Genomic DNA, 26942 nt, shown 5'->3' with positions numbered 1-26942 from the left:
GCTTGGTGCGGAGTATGAGGGTGATCGTGGTGCGATGAGGGTATTTGGTTTGTCACTAAAATAATTTGCATTGCAAACTATTTGTTTTGGCACTCCATTCATGACCCACAAGAAAACTCCTGAGACTGCTGAATTACCACCTGCTTTTGAGAAGACGCCGCCCGATGCTTTGTTTTTTGGCCACCTGCTGATGCGGGTGAGCCGCACGTGGCGTAGTGTGGTGGATGGGCGGCTGGCCGACTTGGGGCTGACGGATACCACATGGGTGCCGCTGTTTCACCTGCATGCGGCAGACCAGGCGCTGACCCTCAAGCAACTGGCACAGCGTGTAGGTTTAGACAGTTCGACCTTGGTGCGCGTGGTCGACTTGCTGGAGTCGCGTGGTTTGGTGGTGCGCGAAACCGATGCCAGTGATCGGCGCAGCAAGTCACTGCGGTTGACGGAGCAAGGATTGGCGGTGGTCGCCGATGTACGCGGCAAGTTGTACCAAGTTGAAGCGCAGGTGTTGGCCGGAATGGATGCCCGCACTATCAGCACTTTGCGTGAAGGCATGCAGCAATTGCACGAGCGGCTGGCGTGTATTCAGACCCAAGACAAGGCCAGCGTATGAGTACAGCGGAAGGAGCGGTGCAAAGCTGGTGGCAGCGCGCGGGTGGGGCCATGGGGTTTCACGTGCCGGTACTGGCATTTGCACTGCGCACAGCCTTGGCAGCATTCGTTGCGTTGTGGATTGCCTATGCGATCGGGCTGGAGCATCCGCACTGGGCTGCAATGTCTGCCTGGGCCTCCAGCCAGCCCATGCGTGAGCACTTGTTGTCGCGCGGGATCTATCGTTTTTCTGGCTCGGTCGTAGGGGTGGTGTTTGCCATTGCTTTGGTGCTGGTGGCGCAGGAGTCGCTGTGGGTGCTGGCGTTTGGTTTGGCCTTGTGGGGCGCATTGTGTGCGTTCTTGGGTAATTTGCAGCGCGGCTATATGGTCTATGGCTGCATGCTGGCAGGTTATTCGGCGGCCATGGTGGTGCTTTTGCACCACGGCCCTGCCGACAGCGTTTGGCCTTTGGCTTGGGATCGCATGTTCACCGTGGTCACTGGGGTGGCTGCCGCTTTGTGTGTCTCTTGGTGTTTTGCGCCACGCCGCAAAGCTGCCGTGCTCATTGCCCAAAGCCGCGCAGCACTGGCAGGTGTGCTCCAAGCGACGGCGGCAGATCTGCGCCAGCAACACAGGCCAGCAGGTGGTGACTACGCGCAGCTGTTGAGTCGCTTGGCACAGGTGGAGGAGTTGCTGGAGCTCTACCCAGAAGGCTCTCGCACTGCGCGCAATACATCCCAAGCCATGCATTGGCAGCAGCACCATGCGTTAGAGCTGGTGTACTTTTTGGGGCTGGAAAGTCAGGCCCGGCAGATGCAAGCGCCTGCAGAGGCTTCCGACGCACTGGAACAAGAGGTGAAAGAGGCGCCACAACCGCCATATGCACCGCTGGCACAAGCGCTGGAGCAGTTGGTTGCCGCATTGCAAGCGCCCCCACAGCAGCAGGAGGATCAGGCTCTGTGCGTGCACCGTGCATTGCGCCAAGCGATTGGCGCCTGTGAAGACGCGGTAGCAGGTGTGCAGTCGCAAGCCAAACAGGTGCCTCCGGTGATGCAGGCGCTGTACAGGTTGCTGCAGGAAATGCGCCAAGGCCTGCGTGCCGAAGAACTGGATCTGCAGGGCCGCACCCGCTCCAGCTGGCGCCCTGGTAGTAGTGAGCGATTGCCACTGCATCGAGACTGGGTCGGTGCCCGTGAAGCCGCGGTGCGTGCTGGGGGCACCTTGCTGATTTTTGGCATTGTGTGGGCATGGACCCAAGCGAGCATTGTGGCGTTTGGCATGCTCGGGCTGTCGGTCATGTTGCTGGTGTTTTCTGCCTTTGAGAGCCCCGGGCGAACCATGGCTTTTGTGCTGCGCGGCCAGCTGATTGGGGCGGGCCTTGCGCTGCTGTGTCAGGCGTTGATCTGGCCGTGGGCACAGTCAGCCGGACAAATGGTGTGGATGGTGCTGCCGTTTGCGTTGATGGGGGGCTTGCTGTTTGCGCATAAACGCACAGTGGCTGGCGCTATGGATATCAATATGGCGATGTTTATCTTGCTGGCGCCAGTGTTCCCCGACACCGCCAGCTTGGGTCAACACCTGAGCATGGCGCTGGCGGTGGTTTCTGGCCCAGCCCTGGCATGGGTGGTGTACCGCTGGGTCTACCCCACCAATGCGCAGCGGCGTATGCAAACCTTGGCACGCATGATGGTGCAGGAGGTGCCTGCGATGGCGCACCGCCTGCAGGAAGAGGCCAAGCCTTCGCGCGGGATGGCAGTGTCTGTTGCTGCCAGCAATTGGTGGCAGGCACAACTGCACCACCGATTGCTCCGCTTGGTGCGCTGGGCAGATAAAACACAGCTGCCAGAGCGCGCCCAATTGCCACGGATGGGGCTGTCGCTTCGCGCGATGCAAACTGCCATGTTGCAGCTGCAGCAGTGGCGCAGGGAGACTATTTTTGCCACCCCTGCATTGCGCCGAACGGAGCGTTTGGCGCAAGTGGCGCTGCAACGCACCGTGGCTTGGGGGAAGGCGCAGCCAGGTGATGTGGTAAGTCGCAAAGCACGGGCTGCTTGGGCCAGTTTGGCCCAGCAGCCTGTTCTACCAGCCGTGTTGGCAGTGCAGTTCCTGGGTATTGCGCAGCGGGACATTCCTGTTTTGGATGGCGTGCGACAAGCTTTGCGCTAAGCGGCTAAGCGGCTAAGCGGCTAAGCGATTTGTCTATTTAGTTTTTGCTGCAAAAACCGGTTTTGGCGAGGCCGGTTTTTGTTGGAATAGCCAGACGCTTAGAGCTGCGGGGCGCGCAGCACCAGTACATCAATCGATGGTGGAACGCCCAAGCGCACTGCAAAGCCGGGCCACAGTCCGGCGCCTGCGCTCACAAACAAGCGCATCGCACCCACGTCATACAGCCCACGTACGAAACCATCGTTCGCAGGCGCGACCAGCCAGCGATCCATGCCCACAATGTGCCCCCCGTGCGTATGGCCAGCCACTTGCAGGTCTACGCCGTGTGGAGCATAGCTGCGTGCCATCTTGGGTTGATGCCCCAGCAAGATGTGAATATCCGCACCACCTGCGGCTTGAATTTGTGCGGCTACAGCGTGTATGTCTGGAGGAACCCCTTCGGGAACGCTGGGGTCGGTATTGTGTGTGGACAGGCGCCCATATGCAGGGTCACCCACTCCAGAAATGGCCAGTGTGTGGCCACGTACGTGCAATATCTGGGCCTGGTTGGCCAAGTAATTCAAGTTCAAGCGGCTGAACACTTTGGCCCATGCGTTGTAGCCGCTGTAGTACTCGTGGTTGCCAGGGGCAGACCACACACCCAGTGGTGCCTGGAGATGGGCCAGCGGAGCGATATTGCCCCATTGGCTCGGTGCGTCACCGTCGATCAGGTCGCCCGGCAGTAGCACCATGTCGGGCTGGGCCGCATTCAAACGATCGACCAAACCCTGTACGTAAACAGCGTTGTTGACAGGGGTGGCGTGAATGTCTGCCATCACACCGATGCGCAGACCATCCAGCGCTGGAGGCAGGCGTGGAAGTGTCACTTCATGTTCATGGACAGCAGGCAGCTGTGTGCCTTGGGTCAGACCATAGCCGTTGAGTAGCAGAGCCATTACCAGGAACCCGGCCGTCCAGCGCGGGCGTGCTATCCAGCGGGCAGCTTGTGTACTGCGCATCAGGCGAGCCAGCAGCCACAAGATATCTCGTGCCAAGGCAAAGACCAGGCCCATGCCAATCGTGGCCAGCATTCCGCCGCTGAGCAATTGCAAGCGGGAGACCAGACCAAAGTCCATGCTGTCGCTGCGCATGGCGTAAATCAGTAGAGCGGGCGCCGCGATCAGCAGTGCCGTGACCAGTGCGCAGCCAACATAGGCACGGCGATGCTGGCGAAAAAGTGGTGCCCACAGCCAAAGGGCTGCGATGGGAGCAATCAAAACAGCGTAAAAAATCACGGGAGTCGGAGGGGGTAAAACGGCTCAGCCTAGGAGGCGATTGAGCGCCAAATGTTGCAAACGAGTGCTGGGGGTGTGTGATAGATCAATCAAAACTTATTGATTGACATGTATTGACGATGGTTTGTGTTGCATCAATTCTTAATCTTCTCTTAATTTTGTTTTTTTATTCTCTTTCGAATCAATGTGTGTCATACGCCTTCTGTTTGTAAGGCCACACGCTCGCACGGCCTGCTGTTCTTCGGTCTTCGGAAGTGGCAGACCACTCTAGCTTCTAATTTTTACCTTCAACTTTTATGCCTGTATCCAAGGCCTCTTCTCAAGGCTTGGCATGCCTTGCTTTGCTGTTAGCCAGCCATTTCCCGTTGTGGGCGGCTGATGTCAAGGCAGGTGCCAACATCGCTGCGAACGGTGGCGCGCAAGGTGCGCCTGCCTGCGTTTCTTGCCACGGTAGCCAAGGCGAGGGCGGGCCTGGGTTTCCGCCGTTGGCTGGCCAGTCAGCGGGTTACCTGGAGCGCCAGTTGCATACCCTGGCTGCAGGCAAGCGCAAGGCCGTCACGATGGCGCCCGTCGCGCGTGCGTTGACAGACCAAGAAAAAGCCGATGTGGCGGCTTACTACGCCAGCTTGAAGCTGCCTATTGAGAGCAAAGTGGGTGCGTTGCCCAAGTCCAAAGACAGTAATGGCGCCTGGCTGGTGGAGCGTGGACGCTGGGCCGATGGTATTCCTGCCTGTGCCAAGTGCCACGGGCCTGGCGGTACCGGCGTAGGCACGGACTTCCCCGCGATTGGTCATCTGGATGCGAAATACATGCAAACGCAAATGGCTGCATGGCGAAAGCATGAGCGTGATGCCGGGCCGCTGGGGCTGATGGGCAGCATTGCCCAGAAGTTGACGGATCAAGACGTGCAGGACGTGGCTGATTACTACCAGCAACTGCACCAAGGTGCCAAGCCAGCCTCGAATTAAGGAAGTGACCGGACATGCATATTATTTCCGACAAGGGTAAGACTACGCCCGCTTTCAGTGCCAAAGTAGGAACAGCACTCGCTCTGGCTTTCTGCGCCATTCCTTTGGTAGCTGCGCTCGGTGGTATTTTCTACAGCATCCCCGATACACCGCGCGCGCAGCGCGCAGCCGCGGCAGAAGCGGCCCAACAGGCCAAGTTGGCACAAGCAGCAGCTTTGGCAGCGGGCGGTGGCATGCAGTCAGTGGCTTACAGCGTGCCCGGCGCGCAAGACATTCCAGATACCAAAATGGGTGAGTGGATCCAGCGTGGTGAAGCCATCTTCCTGCGCACTCCAGAAAATGCCAAGGGCTTCTCGGGCAACCCACTCAGCTGCGCCAATTGCCACTTGGATGCGGGGCGCTTGAACAATGCAGCGCCCATGTGGGGTGCTTACCCCATGTACCCTGCCTACCGTAAAAAGACCGACCACGTCGATACTTTTGCAGAGCGTGTGCGCGGCTGCTTCATGTACTCCATGAACGGCAAGGCGCCGGATGATGGTCACGACATTCTGGTGGCGATTGAAGCCTATTCTTACTGGCTGGCACAAAAGGCGCCCACGGGCGAGAAGCTGCCGGGTGCCGGTTTCAAGAAGGTGCCCAAGCCTGAGGTGGCCCCTACATTTGCTGCAGGCCAGAAGGTCTATGAAGCCAAATGTGCCCTGTGCCATGGTGATAACGGCCAAGGTCAGAAAAAAGATGGTGTGACGGTGTTCCCCGCACTGTGGGGCAAAGAGTCTTACAACTGGGGCGCTGGCATGCACGAAATCGATAAGGCCGCCAGCTTCATCAAGTCCAACATGCCTTATGGCCTGCACAACGATTTGACGGACCAAGAGGCTTGGGAAGCTGCCACCTATATCAACAGCTTTGAGCGCCCGCAAGATCCACGCTTCAACGGCGATATCGCCAAGACCCGTGAAATCTTCCACAACTCGCCCAATTCGCTGTATGGCGTAGAAGTCAACGGCAAGATGCTGGGTAAGGGCGTTTAACGCCCCGCTCTTGAGGGCGGCAGTACAAAGCGCACAGGTGCATCACCTGTGCGCTTTTTTTGTGTGTGTAGGTGCTGGCTGTGCATGCGTTCGGAGCGAGCAAATTTATCAGTATGTATCGAAGGCGCTGTCTGACAGGGTATGGCCCTGGTGCTCCTGAAAATGAGTCAATGCCGACCATGGGGGTGCGGTAAACTGAACTCAGGAGGCATTTGGAATGCGAACAAAATTTCTAGCAACCACAGGCGCTGTGTTGACTGCATTGACGCTGTCGACAGCAGCCATGGCGGATGTGGGCTGGGGTGCAGGCCTGACATGGACTTTTGGGGGGCCTAAGCCCAGTGCAGGCCCTGCTTTAGGCATCAAGATGTTCTCCACGGACAAAGAGAAAAAAGCTGCCGGATATCTGGGGGTGGACTACTCGTTCAGCGACCGCGGCTTTCGCCCGAATGTGGGCGTTGCCTACTTGGGTGAGAACAATGTGTACGTGGGCGCCGATGTGGGTTACTCCTTCGCCCAGCAAGGTATGAATTTTGGTGCAGGCGTGGGTTATGTAGACACCAAGAAAGATTGATGCTCTGAACGAAGATCATCAAATCCCCGCAGTGGTGGCTGCGGGGATTTTTTTCGTCCCCGCGCTAAACCTGTCCGCAGCGCAGTTGGGGCGCTGCGGGGATAATTGCGCCCCTTATGTCTTTGAAGATCACGTTCCCCGAGTCCCTGCCCGTATCCGCCCGCCGTGAAGAAATCATGGAGGCGATGGACAAGCACCAAGTCATCATCGTCTGCGGCGAAACGGGCTCGGGCAAAACTACCCAGTTGCCCAAAATTGCCTTGGCGCTGGGTCGGGGCAAGGTCAATGCCGTGCCTGATGCGAATGGCAACGTGCGCGGTCACCTAATCGGTCACACCCAGCCGCGCCGTATTGCGGCAAGCTCAGTGGCCAAGCGCATTGCGGAAGAGCTGAACTCGCCGTTGGGTGAGCTGGTCGGCTACAAGGTACGTTTTCAGGACACGCTGCAAAAGAACGCCTCGGTCAAGCTGATGACCGACGGTATCTTGCTGGCCGAAACGCAGACCGACCCGCTGCTCAAAGCCTATGACACGCTGATCATTGACGAGGCGCACGAGCGCAGCCTGAACATCGACTTCTTGCTGGGCTATATCCGCCAGATCTTGCCCAAACGGCCTGATCTCAAAGTCGTAGTGACTTCGGCGACGATCGATGCAGACCGCTTTGCCAAGCACTTCGAAGGGCCCAAGGGCCCTGCGCCGGTCATTATGGTGTCGGGCCGCACCTATCCGGTGGAGATGCGCTACCGCCCGTTTGAGGAAAAGAAGGACTACGACCTCAACGACGCGATAGCCGATGGTGTGGATGAGTTGTGGAATGGCGGTGCCACGGGTGGCGACATTCTGATTTTCTTGCCCGGTGAGCGCGAAATCCGCGAAGCCGCCGACCACCTGCGCAAACACCTGCAGCACCAGCCTGCCTTGCGCAGTGCCGAGGTGCTGCCGCTGTTCTCACGCCTGTCGCAGGCCGAGCAGGATCGCATTTTTGACGGCCACACCGGCCGGCGCATTGTGTTGGCCACCAACGTGGCGGAAACCTCGCTCACCGTGCCGGGCATCCGATACGTGATTGATGCAGGCACAGCGCGCGTTAAGCGCTATTCCTTCCGTAGCAAGGTGGAGCAGTTGCTGGTCGAACCCATCAGCCAGGCCGCCGCCAACCAGCGCGCAGGCCGCTGCGGCCGCGTGGCCAACGGTATCTGCATTCGCTTGTATGACGAGGCCGACTTTGCCAGCCGCCCGCCGTTTACCGACCCGGAAATTCTGCGTAGCTCGCTCGCAGGGGTGATCCTGCGCATGAAGGCGCTGGGCCTGGGCGATGTGGTGAACTTCCCGTTCTTGGAAGCGCCAAGCGGCCGCGCGATTGCAGATGGCTACCAGCTGCTGGCCGAGCTGGGCGCGGTGGACGAGCGCGGCAATCTGCTGCAGATGGGCAAGGAACTCTCGCGCCTGCCGCTGGACCCCCGCGTGGGCCGCATGATTGTGGAAGCGCGCGAGCGCGGGGCGCTGGCAGAGGTGTTGATCATTGCCTCGGCCCTGTCCGTGCAGGACGTGCGCGACCGGCCACTTGAGGCACAGCAGCAGGCCGACCAGCAGCACGCCAAGTTTGACGATGAAAAGAGCGAATTCACCGGTTACTTGCGCCTGTGGAAGTGGCTGATGGACGCGCGCGGCGGCAAGGTGGTCGCCAAAACACGTGCAGAGATGGCCGCGCAAAACAAACCTGTCGCCAAGCCAACAGCGCGCAATCAGGCGTTTTTGCCCGTGAGCCAGCGCAGCAGCGGCGCGCAGGTGGAAGGCACGGTGCAAGAGCGCTTGGCACTGTTCAACCCTGCAGACAACCAAGCTGCCGACGAAGCCACGCACAAGCTGAGCAACCGCCAGTGGGAGCAGTTGCTGCGCCAGAACTTCATCAACATTCGCCGCGTGCGCGAGTGGCGTGACATTCACAGCCAGCTGCTCACGGTGCTCAAAGAGCACAAGTGGCTCATCAACAACGAAGCTGCGGGCTATGACGCCGTGCACCTGTCCATGCTGTCCGGCTTGCTGGGCAATATTGGCTACAAGGGCGAGGAAAGCGATGCCTACTTGGGTGCGCGGGGCATCAAGTTCCACCCGCACCCCGGCGCGCACCTGAGCAAAAAGCCCGGCCGCTGGATTGTGGCGGCGGAGTTGGTCGAAACCTCGCGCCTGTATGGCCGCGGCATTGCGGCGATTGAGCCGCAGTGGCTGGAAGAAGTCGGCGCACACCTTTTAAAGAAGCAGTTGCTGGACCCGCACTGGTCCAAGAAACAGGCCGATGTGGTGGCGCAGGAGCGCGCCACGCTTTACGGGCTGGTGGTCTACAACGGCCGCAGCGTCAGCTATGGCCGCGTGGACCCGGACGAGGCGCGCCGCATGTTCATCCGCCAGGCGCTGGTGGAGGGGCAGTGGGATACGCAATGGCACTTCTTGCCCAGCAACCAGAAGATGGTGCGCAAGATCGAAGACTTGGAGCACAAGTCGCGCCGCCAAGACGTGCTGGTGGACGACGAGTTGATCTACGCCTTCTATGAGCAGCACATCCCCAATGGCATCTACAGCGGCGCCACGTTTGACAAGTGGTTCCGCACGGCCAGCAAGGGGCAGGCTGAGCTGCTGCGCCTGTCCAAAGACGAGCTGATGCGCCATGAGGCCGCAGGCATTACCACGGACAACTTCCCCAAACTCATCAAGCTGGGCGGGGTGGACTGTACGGCCGCCTACCTGCACAGCCCGGGCGACGCGCGCGATGGCGTGACGGTGACAGTGCCCCTGTTTGTCCTCAACCAGGTGAGCGAAGAGCGTGCTGAATGGCTGGTGCCCGGCATGCTCAAGGACAAAATCCAAGCCCTGCTCAAGAGCCTGCCGCAGCGCCCGCGCAGCCGCTTTGTACCGCTGCCCGAAAGCGCGGCGCGACTGGCCGAGCTGTTTACGCAGAGCGAGCGCTGGGCCAAGGGCGGGCTGATTGACGTGCTGCTCAAACAGGTGCGTGATGAAACCTCGCTGGATGTGAAGCGCGCCGACTTCAAGCTGGACATGCTCAGCCCGCACCTGTTCATGAACTTCCGCGTGATTGACGAGCATGGCCGCCAACTGGGGCAAAGTCGCAACTTGGCTGCGCTCAAGGCCGAGTGGGGCGCCAAGGCGCGCGGTGCGTTCCAGGCGCTGGCTTCGCTCAAGCTCGACGAAGCCACGCAGCTTGCTGAAAAATCTCAGTCAAATCAGCCTCCAGCGCAGTCTGGTAAAGCGCCAGTAGCTCCTAAAAGCGAGAAGGCTGCCGCCAAGGCCGCGCCAGCCCAAAAGGCCGAGCAGCGCTACACCGCGTGGAACTTTGGCGAGCTGCCAGAGCTGATGGAAATCAGCAAGGGCAGCACCACGCTGATCGGCTTTCCTGCCTTGATCGATCACGGCACTGAGGTAGGCATTGAAGTCTTTGACGAGCCCGAAGTGGCTGCCGCCAAGCACCGCATCGGTCTGCGCCGCCTGTTTGCGCTGCAAATCAAGGACGCGCTCAAGTACCTCGAAAAGAACATTCCAGACCTGCAAAAAATGGCCGTGGCGTATATGCCCCTGGGCACGCAGGAAGAGCTGCGCGCCCAGATCATCGACGTGGCTATTGACCGTGCCTTTTTGCAAGACCCGCTGCCTGCCAACGAGGTCGACTTCAAGCAGCGCGTGCAAGATGGTCGTGGCCGCCTGACCTTGATTGCCAACGAAGTGGCGCGCATGGCGGGCGTCATCCTGACCGAGTACGCCGCTGCGGCGCGCAAGATCAAGGACACCAAAAATGCGCCTGAAGCCACGAAGGATGCGGGCGAGCAGCTACAAAAGCTGATGCCTAAAAACTTTATCGCCGTCGCACCCTGGGCGCAGCTGGGCCACTATGCGCGCTATCTGAAGGCCATCACCATTCGCCTGGACAAATACCGCGCTGACCCGGCACGCGATGCCGCCAAGCTCAAGGAGCTGCAGCCGCTGGAGCAGCGTTATTGGCGCCTGGTGGCAGAGCGCAAGGGCCAAGTCGATGCGCGCATGCAGGAGTACCGCTGGATGTTGGAAGAGCTGCGCGTGAGCTTTTTTGCCCAAGAGCTGCGCACGCCGTACCCGGTGAGTGCCAAGCGCCTGGATAAGGTCTGGGCACAGCTGCAACAGTAAAAACTGCTTGTGGTGCCACCTGCGTCACAAGCATCATCACAGCCCGGCATTGGTAACAGGCCGGGCTTTCTTTCAGGAATTTTGTATGACCGATATCACCCAAGACCTGCGCGTGGTCGCCATCGACAACAACAGCTATGCCCAGGCCGTGGCCGCAGCGCGCGCTTACCGCATCGGTGACGACCCCTCGGGCTTTGCCTTCACGGGCCGTGCCACGTTGATGTTCCAGCGCGAGCACGAGGAGTGGGAGCACAACGCCTTTAGCAGCACCCCGCTGGTGCGCCATGTCGACCCTGTGCAAGGTGCGGCCGATGCTGATCAGGCGCAAGACGACGACTTTTTGCGCGCCGTCTCGCACCAGGTGACGTTCATGCACATTCCTGCCGAATGCCAAGCGATGGATGTGGACGATGTCTGGGCGATTGACTGTGAGTTCTTGATGTTTGCCATGCATCACCCGGTGGAAGAGGGCGGGACCGCCTGGCTGCTGGTGCCCGGGCCTGACAACCGCAGCATTGCTTCCAAGCACACCGTGCAGGAGTTCCAGCTGGCAGAACTCAAAGCTGCGGCCCAAGACCTGGGCTTGTAAGCGCTTGCCTAGCGGTGGTTGGCATGCTGTGGCGGGGGCGTGGAAGTGCTGCCATGCCTTGACGCAGTCGCCACGACCGGATGGCGTGCGGAGGTGGCCCCGTCAAGCACCATTGGATGACCCTATGTATTGAGTGGTTGAGCCTTCGATCGGGTACGGGCACAATGCGCCCGGCGAAACAAGGGGGCGGTGCAAGTGGGTGCTTGGTTACCCACTGCAGCGTGCCATGGCGCTATAAATACACAGGGAGATACCATGTTCCGCACGCTTTTGAAATCCAAGATTCACCGGGTCAAGACCACGCAGTGTGAGCTGCACTACGAGGGCTCCTGCGCAATCGATGAAGATCTGCTCGATGCCGCCAATATTGCCGAGAACGAGCAAATCCACATCTGGAACATCGACAACGGTGAGCGCTTTGTCACCTATGCCATCAAGGGCCAGCGCGGCAGCGGCATGATTTCGGTGAATGGCTCGGCGGCGCGCCGTGCTGCGGTGGGCGATTTGCTCATCATTGCGGCTTTTGCGCAGGTGCATGAAAGCGATGTCCCAGAACATTTGCCGCAACTGGTGTTTGTGGATGAACACAATCGCCAAACAGAGTTGCGCCACAAGGTTCCCCTGCAAACGTTGTAATCTGGGCTGTCGCCCTATTTTTTACCGCCCATGCCGTTGTGGCGCATGGGTATTCATTGGTTTTGCAGACCAGGCTGCGGGTGGCAGTTGCACCACCCCCCAGTCCAGCCGTCTGCGCCCACGGTGATTGCTGCCATGACTTCTACGCACCCAACAGACACTGCGGCCCCTTCCGGTACGCCCTACGGTACTTTGCCGCCCGCATCGCCCATGCCCGGGCGCAAACCCGTCAGCCTGCCGCGCTTGGCGCATATGCGCAGCCAGGGTGAAAAAATTACCATGCTCACAGCGTATGACGCCACGTTTGCCGCCGTGGCCGATGCTGCCGGGGTGGACTGTGTGCTGGTGGGCGACTCGCTGGGCATGGTCTGCCAGGGCCGGCGCAGCACGGTGGGCGTGTCGATGACCGACATGCTCTATCACACGGCCAGCGTGGCACGCGGCATTCACCGCAGCCAAGGCACGATCTGGGTGGTGGCCGATATGCCTTACGGCAGCTATGCCGAAAGCCCCGAGCAAGCCATGCGCAATGCCTGTGCGCTGATGCAGGCGGGCGCGCACATGGTCAAGCTGGAGGGGGGGGGCTGGACGGCCAAGACGGTGGAGTTTTTAGTGGCGCGTGGCGTGCCCGTGTGCGCCCACCTGGGGTTGACCCCGCAAACGGTGTATGCCTTGGGCGGCTACCGCGTACAGGGCCGCGAAGAGGCCGAGGCACAGTTGCTGCGCCTGCAATCCAAAGAGCTGCAAGAGGCCGGCGCTGCCATGCTGGTGCTGGAGATGGTGCCAGCCACCTTGGCGGCCAGCATCACGCAGGATTTACAGCACTGCCACACGATTGGCATTGGCGCAGGCAACGGTACTGCAGGCCAGGTGCTGGTGCTGCACGACATGCTGGGTATGAATTTGGGCAAGATGCCCAAGTTTGTGCGCAACTTTATGGCCGATGCGGGCAGCGTCAAAGGTGCCATGCAGGCCTATGTGCAAGCCGTCAAGGACGGCACTTTCCCCGATAACAGCGTGCACGCTTGGTAAGTCCAGGCACACCAAGGGTGCGCTCGGCGCGTATCTGCTAAACGATGGCTGGCCCGGCGGCCAGCAAAAACACAGGGAGACAGACCATGCAAATCGTTCACACCATCGAAGACTTGCGCCATGCTTTGGCTGGGCGTGGGCGCCCGGCCTTTGTGCCCACCATGGGCAATTTGCACGCCGGACATTTGGCGTTGGTGCGCGAGGCGCGCCGCCATGCGGACACCACGGTCGCCAGTATTTTTGTGAACCGCCTGCAGTTTTTGCCGCACGAAGATTTTGATAGCTACCCGCGCACGCTGCAAGCCGATTGTGAGCAATTAGAGGCCCAGGGGTGCGACATCGTATTTGCGCCCAAAGAGCAAGACTTGTACCCCCAGCCCCAGACCTACAAGGTGCAACCGGACGCGGCCTTGGCAGATATTTTGGAAGGGCAGTTTCGCCCAGGTTTTTTCACTGGCGTGTGCACCGTGGTGATGAAGCTGTTTGCCTGTGTGTTTGGCAGCACCGGCGGTGGCTTGGCGGTATTTGGTAAAAAAGATTATCAGCAGCTGCTGGTGATTCGGCACATGGTGCAGCAGTTTGCATTGCCCATCTCCATCATCGGTTTGGAGACCGAGCGCGCGGCCGATGGTTTGGCCCTGAGTTCGCGCAACGCGTATTTGAGCGCTGAGCAGCGCACACAAGCACGTGCCTTGTCGCAGCAGTTGCAGTGGCTGGCCCACCAAGTGCGCGAGGGCGCGGTGCCGCTGGCGCAGCTCGAGGCGCAAGCCATGGCGCAGCTCAGCGCGCAAGGTTGGCAGCCCGATTACCTTACGGTGCGCCAGCGCCATGATCTGCAATGCCCGGCGGACCATGCCCGCCAAGCACCCTTGGTTGCTCTGGGCGCGGCGCGCCTGGGGGGCACGCGCTTGATTGATAACCTGGAATTTTAGGGCGCGGTCCGCATCACCTCGGTGCCCTTTCGGTCAGTGGATGGCCAAAGGAAAGGGCACTGTTTTTAGGTGGCTTGGGCGCTGTCTGGCGCCGTGTGTTGTTGGGGCTCAAAAAAGGCCACCAGATGATTGAGCTCCCGGGCGGTGTGCATGAGCTCTTCGGAGGCACGCCAGGCTTGCTGATGCCCGGCGCAATGTCCACTTGCTGGGTGGTGACAGGGAGGTTTTTCTTCATGTTTTTTTGTGCAGCAGGGGCTCGATGTCTTGATGTGCGTTAAGTGCTTTGCCTGGGGGTGGTCATTCCTGCTGTGTCTATCGGGCGGCAACTGTTAGATTGGGTGCATCGCTCTTTCGCGCTTTATGGCCTACGTTTTATGCACATTAGCTTTTATGGTGCAGCACAAGCTGTCACAGGTTCTTGTTTTCTGATTGAGGCGCACGGTTGCAGCTTTTTGCTGGACTGCGGTATGGCGCAAGGTGGGCAAGAGGCCGATGCCCACAATGAAAATGCGTTTGCTTTTGACGTATCAAGCATTGACTTTGTGGTGCTGACTCACGCACACATTGACCACAGCGGGCTTTTGCCCAAGCTGGTGGCCCAAGGGTTCAAGGGGTCGATTTACACCACGCTGGCCACGCAAGACTTGCTGGAAGTGCTGCTCAAAGACAGCGCACACATCCAAATCATGGATGCCGAACGTGCCGCCAGACGCAAGCGAGAGGGTAAAAAACACGAGCGTGATGTGCTGCCGCCGCTGTACTCGCTGGCGCATGTGGCGCGAACGTTGGAGCTGGTCAAAGCCAAGCCGTATGGCAAGCAGTTTGAAGTGCACCCCAGTGTCCAGGTTCGCTTTCAGGATGCGGGCCATATCTTGGGCTCAGCCATTGTGGAGCTGTGGCTGCGCGATGCCCATGGCCGCACGCAGAAACTGGTCAGCAGTGGTGACCTGGGGCAGCCCGGGCGCGTGATTTTGCGCGATCCCACACCAGTGCAAGAAGCCGATGTGCTGCTGATTGAGTCCACCTACGGCGACCGCCTGCACAAGGACAACGCCAGCACGCTCAATGAACTGGTAGACATTGTTACCCGCACGGTGCCGCACGGTAATGTGGTGATTCCCGCTTTTGCCGTGGGGCGCACGCAAGAGCTGCTGTATCACTTCATTGATTTGATGCAGCAAGGGCGCTTGCCGCCGGTGGAAATTTTTGTTGATTCCCCCATGGCCGTGGCGGCCACGGAAATCACCATGCACCACTTTACCGTCTTTGATGAAGAGGCCAAGCAGCTCATGGGCACGGCACGCCAGCTGCCCGATGTGCAGCATGTGCACTTCATTCAGGATGTGGAGGAATCCATCAAGCTCAACCGCATCAAGAGTGGTGCCGTCATCATCTCTGCCAGCGGTATGTGCGATGCTGGTCGTGTGCTGCACCATTTGCGCAACAACATTGGCCGCCCAGAGTGCGCGGTGGTGATCTGTGGCTTCCAGTCCTATGGCTCGCTGGGGCGCAGGCTGGTGGATGGCGTCAAGCAGGTGCGCATGTTCGGTGAGCAAATTGATGTGCGTGCATCGGTGCATACGCTGGGCGGTTTTTCTGCGCATGCCGACCAAAAGGCATTGCTGGACTGGGCCGGTGCCTTCCAGCCTGCGCCACGCCACACCTATGTGGTGCATGGCGAACCGCAGGCCGCGCAGGCCTTGGCCAAGGAGTTGCGCAGCCAGCATGGCCATACGGTCACGGTGCCAGAGCTGGGCGAGCGCTTTGCGCTGCAAGGGTTGTCTGCAAACGGCTCATAAAAAAAGAGCTGTTGGCGCTTGTATATGCTTGAATTCAGATGGTTTTCTATCTGAAAGTAAGTACTGATAAGCGCTGATAGCTCCTCTTTTTGTGAAGCTGTCTGCTGGTACACGCAGCGCAGGCCAGGTAGCGGAGTGGCAGCTTTAGCTGGCTGATACAGGCATCACCAGCCCTGTGATGCAGCTGGCACAAGCGGGTGCCGCCAAAAACACATAGGCCGGAGCAATGTCTTCGGGTTGGGCCACGCGGCCTAACGCGGTGTCAGCGCCAAAGTTGGCGAAATCATCTTCGCTGCTGTTGCCCGGGGTCAGCGCAGTCCAGACCGGCCCGGGCGCCACGGCGTTGACGCGAATGCCGCGTTCGGCCACGTTCAGCGCCAGCGATTGGGTAAACGCATGCACCGCGCCTTTGCTGGCGGCGTAGTCCATGGAATAAGGGCAGCCGCTGATGCCGACCGCAGAGCCCGTGTTGATGATGCAGTCCCCGCGCTGCATATGCGGCAAGGCGGCGCGGGCCATGTGGATGTAGCCGTAAATATTGGTCTGGAACGTGGCCGCCAGATTGGCGTCATCAAGCTGCTCCAGACTTTCCGCCTGCACGAGGCAGGCCGCGTTATTGACCAAGATATTGAGCGTGCCAAATTTTTTGATCACCTTGCGCACCGCCCGTGCGCAGTACGCCGGGTCGCGTACGTCACCGGGCAGCAAGATGCATGCGCCCCCTTCAGCTTGCACATGCTGGCAAGTGGCTTTGGCGTCTTTGTGTTCGTTCAGATAGGCAATCGCAACATGGGCCCCTTCGCGGGCAAACAGCACGGCCACGGCGCGGCCAGTGCCGGAGTCACCGCCGGTGATCAGTGCCGTTAGCCCTTGCAGCTTGCCGCTGCCCCGGTAGTGGGGGGCAGCAAACAGCGGCTTGCAGCTCATCAAATATTCTTGCCCCGGCGTGGTGCTACTGGGCAGTGCATGGCTTTGCGCAGCGGACGCGCGTGCAGATTTTTTGGGGGTGGCAGGCGCAATCTGGGCGAGTGCTGCGGTTTTGGGTGCCATGTGCGCTCCTCGGGGCGGGGTGATGGTCGCGCCAGTTTTGCCACGTGGTGCCCACGGTCTTGGGGGCAAATGTTTACCACGCAGGTAGGAGAGCACCTGTTTCTGCAGCTACAGCGGATGCGTGGATTGCCCGCTGCGCTGCTATTCCCACGCTGCAGCGTAAACAAGCCATGGTCATGCAGGCGCCAGATGCAGGGGGTGATAGTGTGGGGCAGCAGCTGCGGCTAGCAAGCGGAAAGCAGCCAAGGCATATGGAGCAAGATGCTGCCCCAGACCGGGTAGCTGGCCCGCCACGTGACGCTTTCACCTTGTGGCCGCAGGCGGGGTTGCGGGGCGAATTCAGGTGGCGCAGGCATGAGGTCGGTAATGCACAGCAATGACGCCATCCAGAAATGAGAGGCTTGTGCGCTGTTTGTCAGCATGGCGTGCTCCGTGCTTCAACTTGGATAGCGCATCGTGCTTGCAGACTGTGACGATTTAAAGAACGGCGCGCTGGCGGCGGCTTCACCGCCATTTTTTCACGGGGTGGTTCTGCGTGGCGAAACGAAAAATTGGTCGCGCACGTGACCCCGTGTGGGGGGCTTCCCGAATGGCAGCACGGGGGGAAGGCGATAGTTTTAAGGCATTCACAACCTGAGATGGAATGGCTTTTATGCGCTCGCACTTCAACCACTGGCCCCGTCGTGTTCCCCATACTTTGACGGTGCCTGCAACTTCGCTGTGGGACAACTTAGAGACCAGTGCGCGCCGCTACCCTGACAAAGCGGCCTTGCTGTTTTTTGGCAATGTCACCAGCTACCGTGAGCTGGCGCAGGGCGCTGAGCGGCTGGCTGCGCACTTGCACGCATCGGGTGTGCGCAAGGGCGATCGGGTGATTTTGCTGATGCAGAACCTGCCCCAGTTGGTGATGGCGCACTTTGCCATCTTGCGGGCGAATGCGGTGGTGGTGCCGGTGAACCCGATGAATCTGGCGCAGGAGCTGGAGCACTACATCACCGATGGCGATGTCAAGGTGGCCATCACCACGGCAGACCTGGGCGCAGAGTTGGTCAAAGCCAGCAATGCCTTGCCTGCGGGCCAGGGCTTGCAGCAGGTAGTGGTGACACAAGTGGGCGAATACCTGCCGCCTGAAAACCAGCGCGAGTTTGTGCCTGAGGTGTGGCAGGCGTGGCTGACCATGGAGCGCCCAGCGCTGACCTTGAACGCAGGCGAGGTCGTGAGCTGGAAGCAGGCGCTGGCCTGCACCGCTGCCGCGCCTGCGCTGGCGGTGGGGCCGCAGGATTTGAGTGTACTGCCCTACACCAGCGGCACCACGGGCTTGCCCAAAGGCTGCATGCACACGCATGCCAGCATCATGTTCAACGCCATAGCCTCGGCCGTGTGGGGCAGTGCCACCAGCGAGAACGTCACGCTGACGGTGATTCCCATGTTCCACATCACGGGCATGGTGTCGGTAATGCACTGCAGCATTTACGTGGGCGCCACCATGGTGCTGATGCCGCGCTGGGATCGTGAGCTGGCAGGGCGCTTGATCTCGCAGTACAAGGTCACGAACTGGACGAACATTCCCACCATGGTGATTGACTTGTTTGCCAGCCCTAACTTCCAGCAGTTTGACCTCAGCAGCCTGACCTATATCGGCGGCGGCGGTGCGGCCATGCCACAGGCGGTGGCCCAGCGTTTGTATGAGGCCTATGGCCTGCGCTATCAGGAAGGTTACGGGCTGACGGAAACCGCCGCCCCTTCGCACAACAACCCCCCAGAAAATGCCAAGCAGCAGTGCTTGGGCATTCCCTTCATCAGCACCGACGCGCGTGTGGTCGACCCCGATACGCTGCAAGAGCTGCCCGTGGGCGAGCAGGGCGAAATCGTGGTCAGTGGCCCCCAGGTGTTCAGCGGTTACTGGCGCAACGAGGCCGCCACCCGCGCGGTGTTTGTGGAGCTGGATGGCAAACGCTTTTTCCGCACGGGTGACCTGGGGCGCATGGATGAAGATGGCTATTTCTTCATCACCGACCGCCTCAAACGCATGATCAATGCCAGCGGCTTCAAGGTCTGGCCTGCAGAGGTGGAGGCACTGATGTTCCGCCACCCGGCCATTCAAGAAGCCTGCATCATTTCGGCCAAAGACGCGTACCGCGGCGAGACCGTCAAAGCCGTGGTGGTGCTGCGCGAGGCGTACAAGGGGCAAGTCTCGGCAGAAGACATCATGGCCTGGTGCCGTGAGAACATGGCGGCCTACAAAGTGCCGCGTTTGGTGTCGTTTGTGGATGCCTTGCCCAAAAGCGGCAGTGGCAAGGTGATGTGGCGCTTGCTGCAAGAAGCAGAGGCAACGCCCGCATAAGCCTCGCTCACACGGCCCCGCACGCCCAACGTGGGGTGGCGCAGCCAGTGGGTGCGGGGTGCAATCCTCGCGCTGGCTGTTTCGCGCTGCTCCACCACCTTTGATGCCCCCTTGCGGGGCCGTGTCGTGAGCCAGTGTTGCCTGCGGTGCTTGGTGATTTTCTGCTATTTTGATAGCTGTCAGCGGTTGATGGATAAACGTTTAGGCAGGATTTGATCAAAATTGAAGGCAGGGCGTGCGCACCAACTTCGAAGGGCCTGCTCTGCGATCGATGCCTGCGCAGCCGCCCAAGCCGCTGTGCGAGGAGTAAGCTTGCCACCCTTATGGCCTATGTGACCTTTCCCCCTCCGTACCATTCCCCCAATCGGGTGGCCGAGCAACTGCGCGACCATGGCTATGCCGTGCTGCAGCCCCAGGATGTAGCGGCTTGGCTGGGCTGTGAGCTGGAGGCTTTGCTCGCGCTCAATCCCGACTGGGAAACGTTGCCCCCCGATGAGTTCCTCAAAGATGGTGGGCGCTACCGCTTTCGCCGCCATGCCAGTTTCACGGTGACCGAAGGCGCGGTGGTGCAAGTGCCACACCGCGCGCACTGGCAGCCGGTCAAATACAACGCCTTGCACGGCGGCATGGAGCGCTGGTTTGCACCCATGCTGGAATCCACCTGCGCGCAGGCAGTGTGGGTGCAGCTGATTGCCAAGCTGGCGCAGCTGTCGCAGCAACTGTTTGCCCCTGATACGCATGCACCATGCTATGTGGAGGCGCACCAATTTCGCATTGACACGGCCAGCGGTATTGGCCGCCCGACACCCGAAGGTGCGCACCGAGATGGCGTGGATTTGGTGGCGGTGTTTTTGGTGGGGCGCCAGGGCATCAAAGGCGGGGAGACGCGCGTGTTTGAAGCGACAGGCCCCAGTGGTTTGCGCTTTACCTTGACCGAGCCGTGGTCCCTTATGCTGCTGGACGATGCACGCATGATTCATGAGTCCACGCCGATTCAGCCTTTGAGCGATAGCGAAAGAGGGGCCCGTGACACCTTGGTGGTGACGTGCCGCGCCCAGGGTTTTCAGGGCGATGCAGATAAAAAGGTCGTCTGATTTGACGCGAATCAAGACTGGCTGTCTACTACGCGCGCAGACTGCATATATTGGTTGATGACAAGTCAGCCCGGTTTACATAACAAGGAGTTTTTCATGTTCAAGCACATTCTGGTTCCTGTGGATGGTTCGGAAACATCGCTCAAAGCCGTGTCCAAGGCCGCTGAACTGGCCAAAGCCTTTGGCAGCGAAGTCACGGCGGTCTACGTGCTCGATCCCTATCCTTTTACCGGCGTGGGCGCTGATTTCGCCTACGGCCAAGCCCAGTACCTGAGCGCTGCCACAGCAGAAGCCAACAAGGCCCTGGAAGACGTGAACAAGGCCATGGCGGAATCTGGCGTGGCCGTGAAAACCTTGGTGGGCGAAGGCCACGCTGTGCATGAAGGGATTGCACGTGTGGCTGAGAACGTGGGTGCAGACCTGATCGTGATGGGCTCGCATGGCCGCCGTGGTCTGGAAAAGCTGGTGCTGGGCAGCGTGGCGCAGCGCGTGCTGCAAACCGCCCATGTGCCGGTGCTGGTGGTGCGCGACTAAGCCACTGCCTAGGCTCAAGCCCAAAACGCTGCCTGCGAGCAGCGTTTTTTTATGGGCGTTGGACGGTGGCTGTGGGCTTGGCTTACTGGCCCAGCCGGGCAAACAAGGCGTCGGCCACGCGTTGGGCGGTTTGCAGCATTTGAATGGTCAACGGCGCGAGCAGGCGAAATCCTCCCGCTTTACCGGTGCGCAGGCGGTAGGCGTCGTCCAGGCGCTTCCACTGCACAAAAAAGTGTTCGATAAAGCGCATCATCAACGCCAACTGCAGCGCAACCCGCTGGGCCGGAAAACCCAGTTTGGCCAGTGGCGCAAGCAGGGCTTCCAGCAGTTGCAGGATGTGGGTGGGGTGCGTGGTCACGGTCAGGGCAACGCCCAGTGTGGAAGCACAGGCCAGGCGCAGCGCACTGGTGGCGGCCAGCGCGTAGTTGCCCATGTAGGCATGAAAGGCCGCAATCAGGGCGGCTGCTACCAGCACCGAAACCATCAAGCGGCGCGCTACACGGGTGGCTTTGCCCAGGCTGAACCACAGCACAGCGCAAGCCACGCTGCAAATACCCATGACCAGGGGCGACTGCACCAGAAACAGCAAGGTGCTGAGCACAGCCATCAGCACCAGCTTGAGCGCAGGGCTTAAGCGGTGCAGCCAGGTGGGGTGTTCGCTGTAGAGGCTACCCATGGTGGGCGGGGGGTTGAGGGCGCAAAGCGGCGATGCGCTGGCGCACATGGGCTTCGTAGGCCGCGCAGACCTGTGCACCGGGCCCATCGGCACGCACGTGGCCGCCCTCCATCCAGATCACGCGGGGGAAATGGCGCACATGATCGAGCAAGTGGGTGGAGACAATCACCTGCTGCGTGGTTTGCGCAATGTCGTGCGCCAACTGGGCTTGGCTGGGCAAATCAAGGCTGGCATAAGGCTCATCCAGCAGCAAGCTGCGCGGGCCCGCCAGCAGCAGCGCCAGCCAGCACACATGCTGGCGCTGGCCTTGGCTGAGGCTGGTGACGGCGCGTTCGGCCCAGTCTTGCAAGCCACGTGCGTGCAGAAATTGCCGGGCTTGGGCTTGGGCGGCTTTCTTATTCAAACCCTGGGGCTGCAGGCCCAAAGCCAGCTCTTCCACCACGGTGGGGAAAATGATCTGGTCATCCGGGTTTTGAAACATCATGCCTACCCAGCGCGCGCGCTGGCTGCCAGCGGCGTGCAGGTTCTGCCCCTGGCTGAGCACCTGTCCATGGTCGGGCGCCTCCAAGCCACACAGCAGGCGCAGCAAGCTGGTTTTGCCGGCACCGTTGTCGCCAATCAAGCCAATGCGGGGTTCGTGCAATTGCAGGCTCAAGCCTTTAAAGACTTGGGTGCGGCCACGTTGCAGGTGGACATGTTGCAACTCCAGCGCGGGAGCAGAGGGCAAAGAGGCAGTGGGGGCGTTCATTCGAAGACAAGGCAAGGCGGCGCAAAGCAGCTGGCATTGTGCCTGATGGGGTGCGGGCAGACAGCGGTTGTCGGCGTGTGCCCACGCATGCGAATGGGTTGGCCAGTTTCATAATGGCAAGGTCACTAACCCCGTCGCTACCTAAGGAGTGCATGTTATGAGCCAAACCCAAATTGCTATTGTGGTGGGCAGTCTGCGCAAAGACTCGTTCAACCGCCAGTTGGCGCATGCCATCATGAAGCTGGCCCCAGCGGGCGTGCATTTCAAAGAAGTCGCGATTGGTGACTTGCCGCTATACAACCAGGATGCCGACGGCAATGAGGTGGCGCAGGTCAAGCAGTTTCGTGATGCGCTGCGCAGTGTGGATGGGGTGCTGTTCGTCACGCCCGAATACAACCGCTCGGTTCCTGGGGTGCTGAAAAATGCCTTGGATCAAGGCTCGCGCCCCTATGGCCACAGTGTGTGGGATGGCAAGCCGGCGGCGGTGGTGGGCATGTCACCTGGCGCTATTGGCACGGCGTTGGCGCAGCAGCATCTGCGCAATATCTTGGCCTACCTGAACATGCCCACGCTGGGGCAGCCCGAGATGTTCTTGCAGTACCAGGACGGCTTTTTCACGGCCGATGGCGCGGTGGCTGAGCGCAGCCATGCCTTCATCCAAAAGTTTGTGCAGCAGGTGGTGGACTGGGTGCATCAGCACAAGAAGTAAATGCACGTGCGGCCGTGCTTTGCAGCACCTTGCAAGTGCTGCTAAAAAAAGAGCTGCCAGCGCATGGTATGGATGGGTTTGCATATGTTTTCTATGCGAAACCCAGTAAATACCAGCGCTGGCAGCTCTTTTTTTATTTAGTAGGGAATTTATTTGGTACGGAATGCGCAGCGAGCAGTTGTGCGCAGGTCGTTACAGCCCCTTGGCTTGGTCGATCGCTTGGACAATCGCTTTGCCCGTGGTTTGCACGCCGGGCTTGTCAAAGCCTGTGCCGGGTGTCACCGCAGGGTGGCCCAGCAGGTATTGCCGTGTTTCTTGCGCCTGCGCCTGCTGGCTGCGCACCGCAGACGCTTGGGCCGCTGGGGGCATGGGCGTGGGGCGCGTGTTGTTCAGGTAGTTTTGGTAGGCATTGGCTTGCATGCGTTCGGCGCTCTCGCCTCGTTGCTTTTGCATCCAGTAGCCGCCCACGATCAGCGCGGCCACCAACACCAGTACGGTAAATATCAAACCTGTGACCAAGCTGGAGTCAGTGCTTTTCGCGGGGAGGGGTGTGCGTGCTGCCATGGTGTGTGCTGTCCCAAGCGGTGGTGTTAGGTTCAATTGTAGGTCGGGGAAACACTGAGTAACGATTTGTCGCAGCTTGGGGCAGGGACTCTTCGCGCAATGCGCGCCAGCCGTCGTTTTTCGGTATGTGCGTACAAACACGTAGAAGCCCGTGTGGCGGGGTGCTTGATTTTCAAGCCCTTGTTTTTCAACATTTTTAAAGCATTTTCCCAGGGGATTTGCCCCCGGTTTGGGGTAGATCAAATTTTTTACAATGTGCATCAGACTTTCAAATACCAAGCGCTTTGTCGTTACAAGCGCCTTCTGTAGAAAAAGAACTATGGAAGGCGAGTGGGCGGCGCAAGCGTGCAATCGCTGGACAACGAGGGACATTTCCATGGTCATGATTCGCCGTACTTTTATCGCCGCTTGTGCCTCTGCTGCTGTGGCGCTGACTGCGGGCACCGCAGCGGCTGCACCCAAAGAGGTGAAGCTGGGTTACGCATTGGCAGTGAACTCGCACTACGGCGCTGCCGCCAAGGCGTGGGCAGATTCCGCAGAAAAAGCCACGGGCGGCGCATTCACTGTCAAGCACTTCCCCTCCAGCGCCCTGGGTGGTGAGCGCGAGCTGATCGAAGGCCTGCAACTGGGTACGGTGGAGGCGGCCATCGTCTCGACCGGCGCGCTGAGCAACTTTGTCAGCGATGTGGGTGTGGTGGACATTCCCTTCCTGTTTCGTGACACCAAGCACGCCCGCGCAGTGCTGGATGGCAAGTTTGGTCAAGACCTGCTGGCCAAGTTCAAGCAACGCGGCCTGATTGCACTGGCCTGGGGCGAGCAAGGTTTCCGTCACCTGACCAACAACAAGCTGGCGGTCAAGAACGTGGCTGACCTGAAGGGTCTGAAGATTCGTGTGACAGAAAATCCTGTGCACATCACCGCCTTCCGCACCCTGGGTGCCGCACCTACGCCCATGTCTTGGCCCGAAGTGATCAGTGCCTTGCAGCAAGGCACGATTGACGGCCAGGAAAACCCCATTTCGGTGCTGACTTCTTCCAAGCTGTGGGAAGTGCAAAAGCACCTGACACTGACTTCGCACGTGTATGCACCGGTGGTGCTGGTGATGTCGCCCACTTTCTGGGGTGGCTTGACTGATGCGCAAAAGGCGGCCTTTACCGAAGGTGCCAAGGCGGGTGCACAGGCTTCTCGCGCCTTTGTGGATGATGTGGAAGCCAAGGGTGTAGAGCTGGCCAAGAGCCACGGCATGCAAGTGGTCGAAAAAGTGGATGCGGCAGCCTTTCGCACTGCCTTGGAGCCTGCTTACAAGCAGTACGCCAAGAAGTTCGGTCAGCCAACGCTGGACGCTATTGCCAACGTGAAGTAAGGAAGCGCAGCTTCCGTTGTACCGCTGCGGTATTGCAAGGCCTGCGAGTGCTGATAGAGCCCCGCAGGCTTTTGCTGTTTGGCAGTGACGCAGCGCGATGTTGCGCATTGGTGCCTGCAAGCTGGTGTGCAACACATGGGCTGGCAGGCGGAGTGGACTCTTGAATGAAAGAGCTATGGGGCATCCACATGCACATGCATGTTTGCCTGCATACGACAACGACAACCTATGCTGGATCGCTTTGAACGCGGCTTGGTGGCAGCCAACCGCTGGTTACTTATTCTTTTGCTGCTGGCCATGGCCGTCATCATTTTTACCAACGTGGTGCTGCGCTACACCACGGGGGATTCGATCATCTGGGCGGAAGAGGTGGCGCGCCACATGATGATTTGGGTGGCATTCCTGGGCGCTGGCCTGGCGCTGCGTTTTGGGGGGCATGTGGCAATTGACAATTTGCACCGCGCTGTCAGCACGCGTGCCGCACGGGCCATGCGCTCGGTGGTGGTGCTGGGCTTGTCGGCCTTTTTCATCTTTATGACGTATGCCTCCAGCGATTACGTCTGGCGCACCCGCTTCCAAAGTACGGCCGCCACGGATATCCCGATTTCCTTCATCTATGCAGCCATGCCTGTGGGTTTTTTGCTGATGCTGGTGCACCTGCTGCTGATTGCGCGCTCCTACATCTTGGAGGGGGAGTTCGAGCGCTCCGAAGAGATTGATGGCGAAGCTGCAGGCTCGCTGTAAGCAGGGTCAAAACAAGGAAAAACGATGACTTTGACGCTGATTGTGTGCTTGGTACTGCTGATGGTGCTGGGCTTTCCCGTGGCGTTTGCCCTGGCGATTGCTTCTGCAATTGCCGTATTTGTGGGCGGCAAATACCCCCAGCTGGTGGTGTTCAAGGAGATGTTCACCGGCATTGACAGCTTTCCGCTGATGGCGGTGCCGTTCTTCATCTTTGCGGCTGAGTTGATGTCCGGCGGTGCGCTCACCCAGGTACTGCTGCGTTTTGCGGCACAGTTTGTGGGGCATTTGCGCGGCGGGCTGGGTTATGCCAATGTGGGCTCATCGGTGCTGTTTGCGGGCATTTCAGGCTCTGCCCTGGCAGACGCTGCCGGCCCTGGCGCCATGATGACCAAGATGATGACCAAAGCCGGTTATGACCGCCCATACGCGGCGGCGCTGACGGCCAACTCCGCCATCATTGGCCCCATCATTCCGCCCTCGATCAGCATGATCATCTACGCGCTGCAAGATGAGAATGTGTCGGTCGGTGCGCTGTTTATTGCAGGCTTCGTCCCCGGTTTGCTGATTGCCGCGGCGCTGTGCGTGGTGAACTGGTGGGTGTGCAAAAATCGCGGCTATCGCTCGACCGATCCACGCCCTTCCGCCAAGGAAATGCTGGTCAACACGCTTAAGGCCATTCCGGTGCTGCTACTGGTGGCGCTGATCATCATTGGTATCCGCTTTGGCGTGTTCACGCCGACCGAGGCCTCGGTGGTGGCCGTGGTGTATGCCTTTGTGTGTGGCAAGTGGGTGTACCGCACGCTGCGCTGGGATGCGATTCCCGGTATCACGGCCCGCTCGGGCTTGCTGACGGCTTCGGTGTTGCTGGTGATGGCGGCTTCTCAGCCGTTTGCCTGGATTTTGACGGTCGAGGGGATTCCGCAGTTCCTGTCGGAGCTGATCATCAACTGGGAGCTGTCGCCCATCATGTTCTTGCTGGCGGTGAACGTGCTGCTGCTGATTTTTGGCATCTTCATGGAGCCGCTGCCCGGCATCATGATCTTGGTGCCCATCCTGGCGCCCATTGCCAATGCCTTGGGCATTGACCCCATCCAGTTTGCGATGGTGGTGGTGGTAAACCTGACCTTGGGCATGATTACGCCACCGGTCGGTGGGCTGCTGTTTGTGACTTGCGTGGCCACCAAAACCACGCTGTCTGAGCTGAACAAAGAGCTGCCGATCTTCTTGGTGGCGCAGTTCATCGTGCTGATGCTGCTGACTTTTGTGCCTGCGCTGTCGGTGTGGCTGCCGCACTCGCTGGGCTTCTAGCGTCTTGGTTGCATCAAAGCGGCCTGCACAAAAAAAGCCCG

At 59.8% G+C, this 26942-nt stretch carries 24 protein-coding genes; 18 read left to right on the top strand and 6 right to left on the bottom strand.

Annotated elements, in window-relative coordinates:
- The first annotated feature begins 100 nt into the window (after positions 1-100).
- Entirely contained in the window at positions 101-610 is a 510-nt protein-coding gene (locus tag B3R00_RS00255) for a MarR family winged helix-turn-helix transcriptional regulator (RefSeq protein ID WP_286996719.1), read from the top strand.
- A complete protein-coding gene (locus B3R00_RS00250; protein WP_286996718.1) occupies positions 607-2754 on the top strand; it encodes an FUSC family protein in 2148 nt (715 codons plus the stop codon). The genes B3R00_RS00255 and B3R00_RS00250 overlap by 4 nt, the downstream gene beginning before the upstream one ends.
- Positions 2755-2852: 98 nt before the next feature.
- On the opposite strand, the gene B3R00_RS00245 is transcribed toward B3R00_RS00250, so the two are convergent.
- On the bottom strand, positions 2853-4028 hold the full coding sequence (locus tag B3R00_RS00245; protein ID WP_286996717.1) for a metallophosphoesterase: 1176 nt from the start codon (positions 4026-4028) through the stop codon (positions 2853-2855).
- Between the two features lie 296 nt (positions 4029-4324).
- On the opposite strand from B3R00_RS00245, the gene B3R00_RS00240 reads away from it, so the two are divergent.
- The 9 genes from B3R00_RS00240 (at position 4325) to B3R00_RS00200 (ending at position 15767) form a co-directional block, all read left to right on the top strand.
- Entirely contained in the window at positions 4325-4996 is a 672-nt protein-coding gene (locus B3R00_RS00240) for a c-type cytochrome (protein WP_286996715.1), read from the top strand.
- 23 nt (positions 4997-5019) lie between these two features.
- Positions 5020-6030 (top strand): c-type cytochrome, encoded by a 1011-nt coding sequence (locus B3R00_RS00235; RefSeq protein ID WP_376747690.1) that lies wholly within the window; start codon positions 5020-5022, stop codon positions 6028-6030.
- Between the two features lie 217 nt (positions 6031-6247).
- The gene (locus tag B3R00_RS00230; protein ID WP_286996713.1) at positions 6248-6604 is read left to right on the top strand and encodes a hypothetical protein; all 357 of its coding nucleotides are present in this window, start codon (positions 6248-6250) and stop codon (positions 6602-6604) included.
- A gap of 116 nt (positions 6605-6720) precedes the next feature.
- On the top strand, positions 6721-10779 hold the full coding sequence (gene hrpA / locus B3R00_RS00225; RefSeq protein ID WP_286996711.1) for an ATP-dependent RNA helicase HrpA: 4059 nt from the start codon (positions 6721-6723) through the stop codon (positions 10777-10779).
- 85 nt (positions 10780-10864) lie between these two features.
- A complete protein-coding gene (locus tag B3R00_RS00220) occupies positions 10865-11368 on the top strand; it encodes a hypothetical protein (RefSeq protein ID WP_286996710.1) in 504 nt (167 codons plus the stop codon).
- Positions 11369-11623: 255 nt separating this feature from the next.
- Positions 11624-12004 (top strand): aspartate 1-decarboxylase, encoded by a 381-nt coding sequence (gene panD, locus B3R00_RS00215; RefSeq protein WP_219162144.1) that lies wholly within the window; start codon positions 11624-11626, stop codon positions 12002-12004.
- Positions 12005-12139: 135 nt separating this feature from the next.
- Positions 12140-13036 (top strand): 3-methyl-2-oxobutanoate hydroxymethyltransferase, encoded by an 897-nt coding sequence (panB, locus tag B3R00_RS00210; RefSeq protein ID WP_286996708.1) that lies wholly within the window; start codon positions 12140-12142, stop codon positions 13034-13036.
- Between the two features lie 86 nt (positions 13037-13122).
- On the top strand, positions 13123-13968 hold the full coding sequence (gene panC / locus B3R00_RS00205; RefSeq protein ID WP_219162142.1) for a pantoate--beta-alanine ligase: 846 nt from the start codon (positions 13123-13125) through the stop codon (positions 13966-13968).
- 374 nt (positions 13969-14342) lie between these two features.
- Positions 14343-15767 (top strand): MBL fold metallo-hydrolase RNA specificity domain-containing protein, encoded by a 1425-nt coding sequence (locus tag B3R00_RS00200; protein ID WP_286996707.1) that lies wholly within the window; start codon positions 14343-14345, stop codon positions 15765-15767.
- A gap of 144 nt (positions 15768-15911) precedes the next feature.
- On the opposite strand, the gene B3R00_RS00195 is transcribed toward B3R00_RS00200, so the two are convergent.
- The gene (locus B3R00_RS00195) at positions 15912-16817 is read right to left on the bottom strand and encodes an SDR family oxidoreductase (protein ID WP_376747686.1); all 906 of its coding nucleotides are present in this window, start codon (positions 16815-16817) and stop codon (positions 15912-15914) included.
- Between the two features lie 224 nt (positions 16818-17041).
- A complete protein-coding gene (locus B3R00_RS00190) occupies positions 17042-17239 on the bottom strand; it encodes a hypothetical protein (protein WP_286996705.1) in 198 nt (65 codons plus the stop codon).
- Positions 17240-17469: 230 nt separating this feature from the next.
- On the opposite strand from B3R00_RS00190, the gene B3R00_RS00185 reads away from it, so the two are divergent.
- From B3R00_RS00185 to B3R00_RS00175, 3 genes are all read left to right on the top strand, one after another.
- A complete protein-coding gene (locus B3R00_RS00185) occupies positions 17470-19161 on the top strand; it encodes a long-chain fatty acid--CoA ligase (RefSeq protein WP_219164778.1) in 1692 nt (563 codons plus the stop codon).
- A 323-nt stretch (positions 19162-19484) separates the two neighbouring features.
- Positions 19485-20255 carry a 2OG-Fe dioxygenase family protein gene (locus B3R00_RS00180; RefSeq protein WP_286996703.1) on the top strand — a complete coding sequence of 257 codons (771 nt, stop codon included), beginning with the start codon at positions 19485-19487 and terminating at the stop codon, positions 20253-20255.
- Positions 20256-20351: 96 nt separating this feature from the next.
- Positions 20352-20789: a universal stress protein gene (locus B3R00_RS00175; protein ID WP_286996701.1), complete on the top strand. Its 438-nt coding sequence runs from the start codon at positions 20352-20354 to the stop codon at positions 20787-20789.
- An 82-nt stretch (positions 20790-20871) separates the two neighbouring features.
- Here the strand turns inward: B3R00_RS00175 and B3R00_RS00170 are convergent, their stop codons facing one another.
- Complete coding sequence (locus B3R00_RS00170) at positions 20872-21465, bottom strand: energy-coupling factor transporter transmembrane component T family protein (RefSeq protein WP_286996700.1); 594 nt, start codon at positions 21463-21465, stop codon at positions 20872-20874.
- Positions 21458-22213, bottom strand: a complete 756-nt coding sequence (locus B3R00_RS00165; protein ID WP_286996699.1) for an energy-coupling factor ABC transporter ATP-binding protein — start codon at positions 22211-22213, stop codon at positions 21458-21460. Before B3R00_RS00165 ends, B3R00_RS00170 begins: the two co-directional genes overlap by 8 nt.
- Before the next feature lie 157 nt (positions 22214-22370).
- On the opposite strand from B3R00_RS00165, the gene B3R00_RS00160 reads away from it, so the two are divergent.
- The gene (locus B3R00_RS00160; protein ID WP_219162134.1) at positions 22371-22922 is read left to right on the top strand and encodes an NADPH-dependent FMN reductase; all 552 of its coding nucleotides are present in this window, start codon (positions 22371-22373) and stop codon (positions 22920-22922) included.
- Between the two features lie 192 nt (positions 22923-23114).
- Here the strand turns inward: B3R00_RS00160 and B3R00_RS00155 are convergent, their stop codons facing one another.
- On the bottom strand, positions 23115-23486 hold the full coding sequence (locus B3R00_RS00155; protein WP_286996697.1) for a hypothetical protein: 372 nt from the start codon (positions 23484-23486) through the stop codon (positions 23115-23117).
- Between the two features lie 376 nt (positions 23487-23862).
- Here B3R00_RS00155 and B3R00_RS00150 point away from each other — a divergent pair, with 376 nt between their 5' ends.
- The 3 genes from B3R00_RS00150 (at position 23863) to B3R00_RS00140 (ending at position 26901) form a co-directional block, all read left to right on the top strand.
- Positions 23863-24849, top strand: a complete 987-nt coding sequence (locus B3R00_RS00150; protein ID WP_286996696.1) for a TRAP transporter substrate-binding protein — start codon at positions 23863-23865, stop codon at positions 24847-24849.
- A 228-nt stretch (positions 24850-25077) separates the two neighbouring features.
- On the top strand, positions 25078-25593 hold the full coding sequence (locus B3R00_RS00145; protein WP_219162131.1) for a TRAP transporter small permease: 516 nt from the start codon (positions 25078-25080) through the stop codon (positions 25591-25593).
- 24 nt (positions 25594-25617) lie between these two features.
- Positions 25618-26901: a TRAP transporter large permease gene (locus tag B3R00_RS00140; protein WP_286996695.1), complete on the top strand. Its 1284-nt coding sequence runs from the start codon at positions 25618-25620 to the stop codon at positions 26899-26901.
- Positions 26902-26942: the final 41 nt, after the last annotated feature.

The sequence above is a fragment of the Comamonas sp. UBA7840 genome (assembly GCF_002501455.1).
Lineage (GTDB): Bacteria > Pseudomonadota > Gammaproteobacteria > Burkholderiales > Burkholderiaceae_C > Comamonas > Comamonas jiangduensis.
Note: the sequence above shows the minus strand (reverse complement) of the source record. Positions and strands in the feature narration are given on the sequence as shown.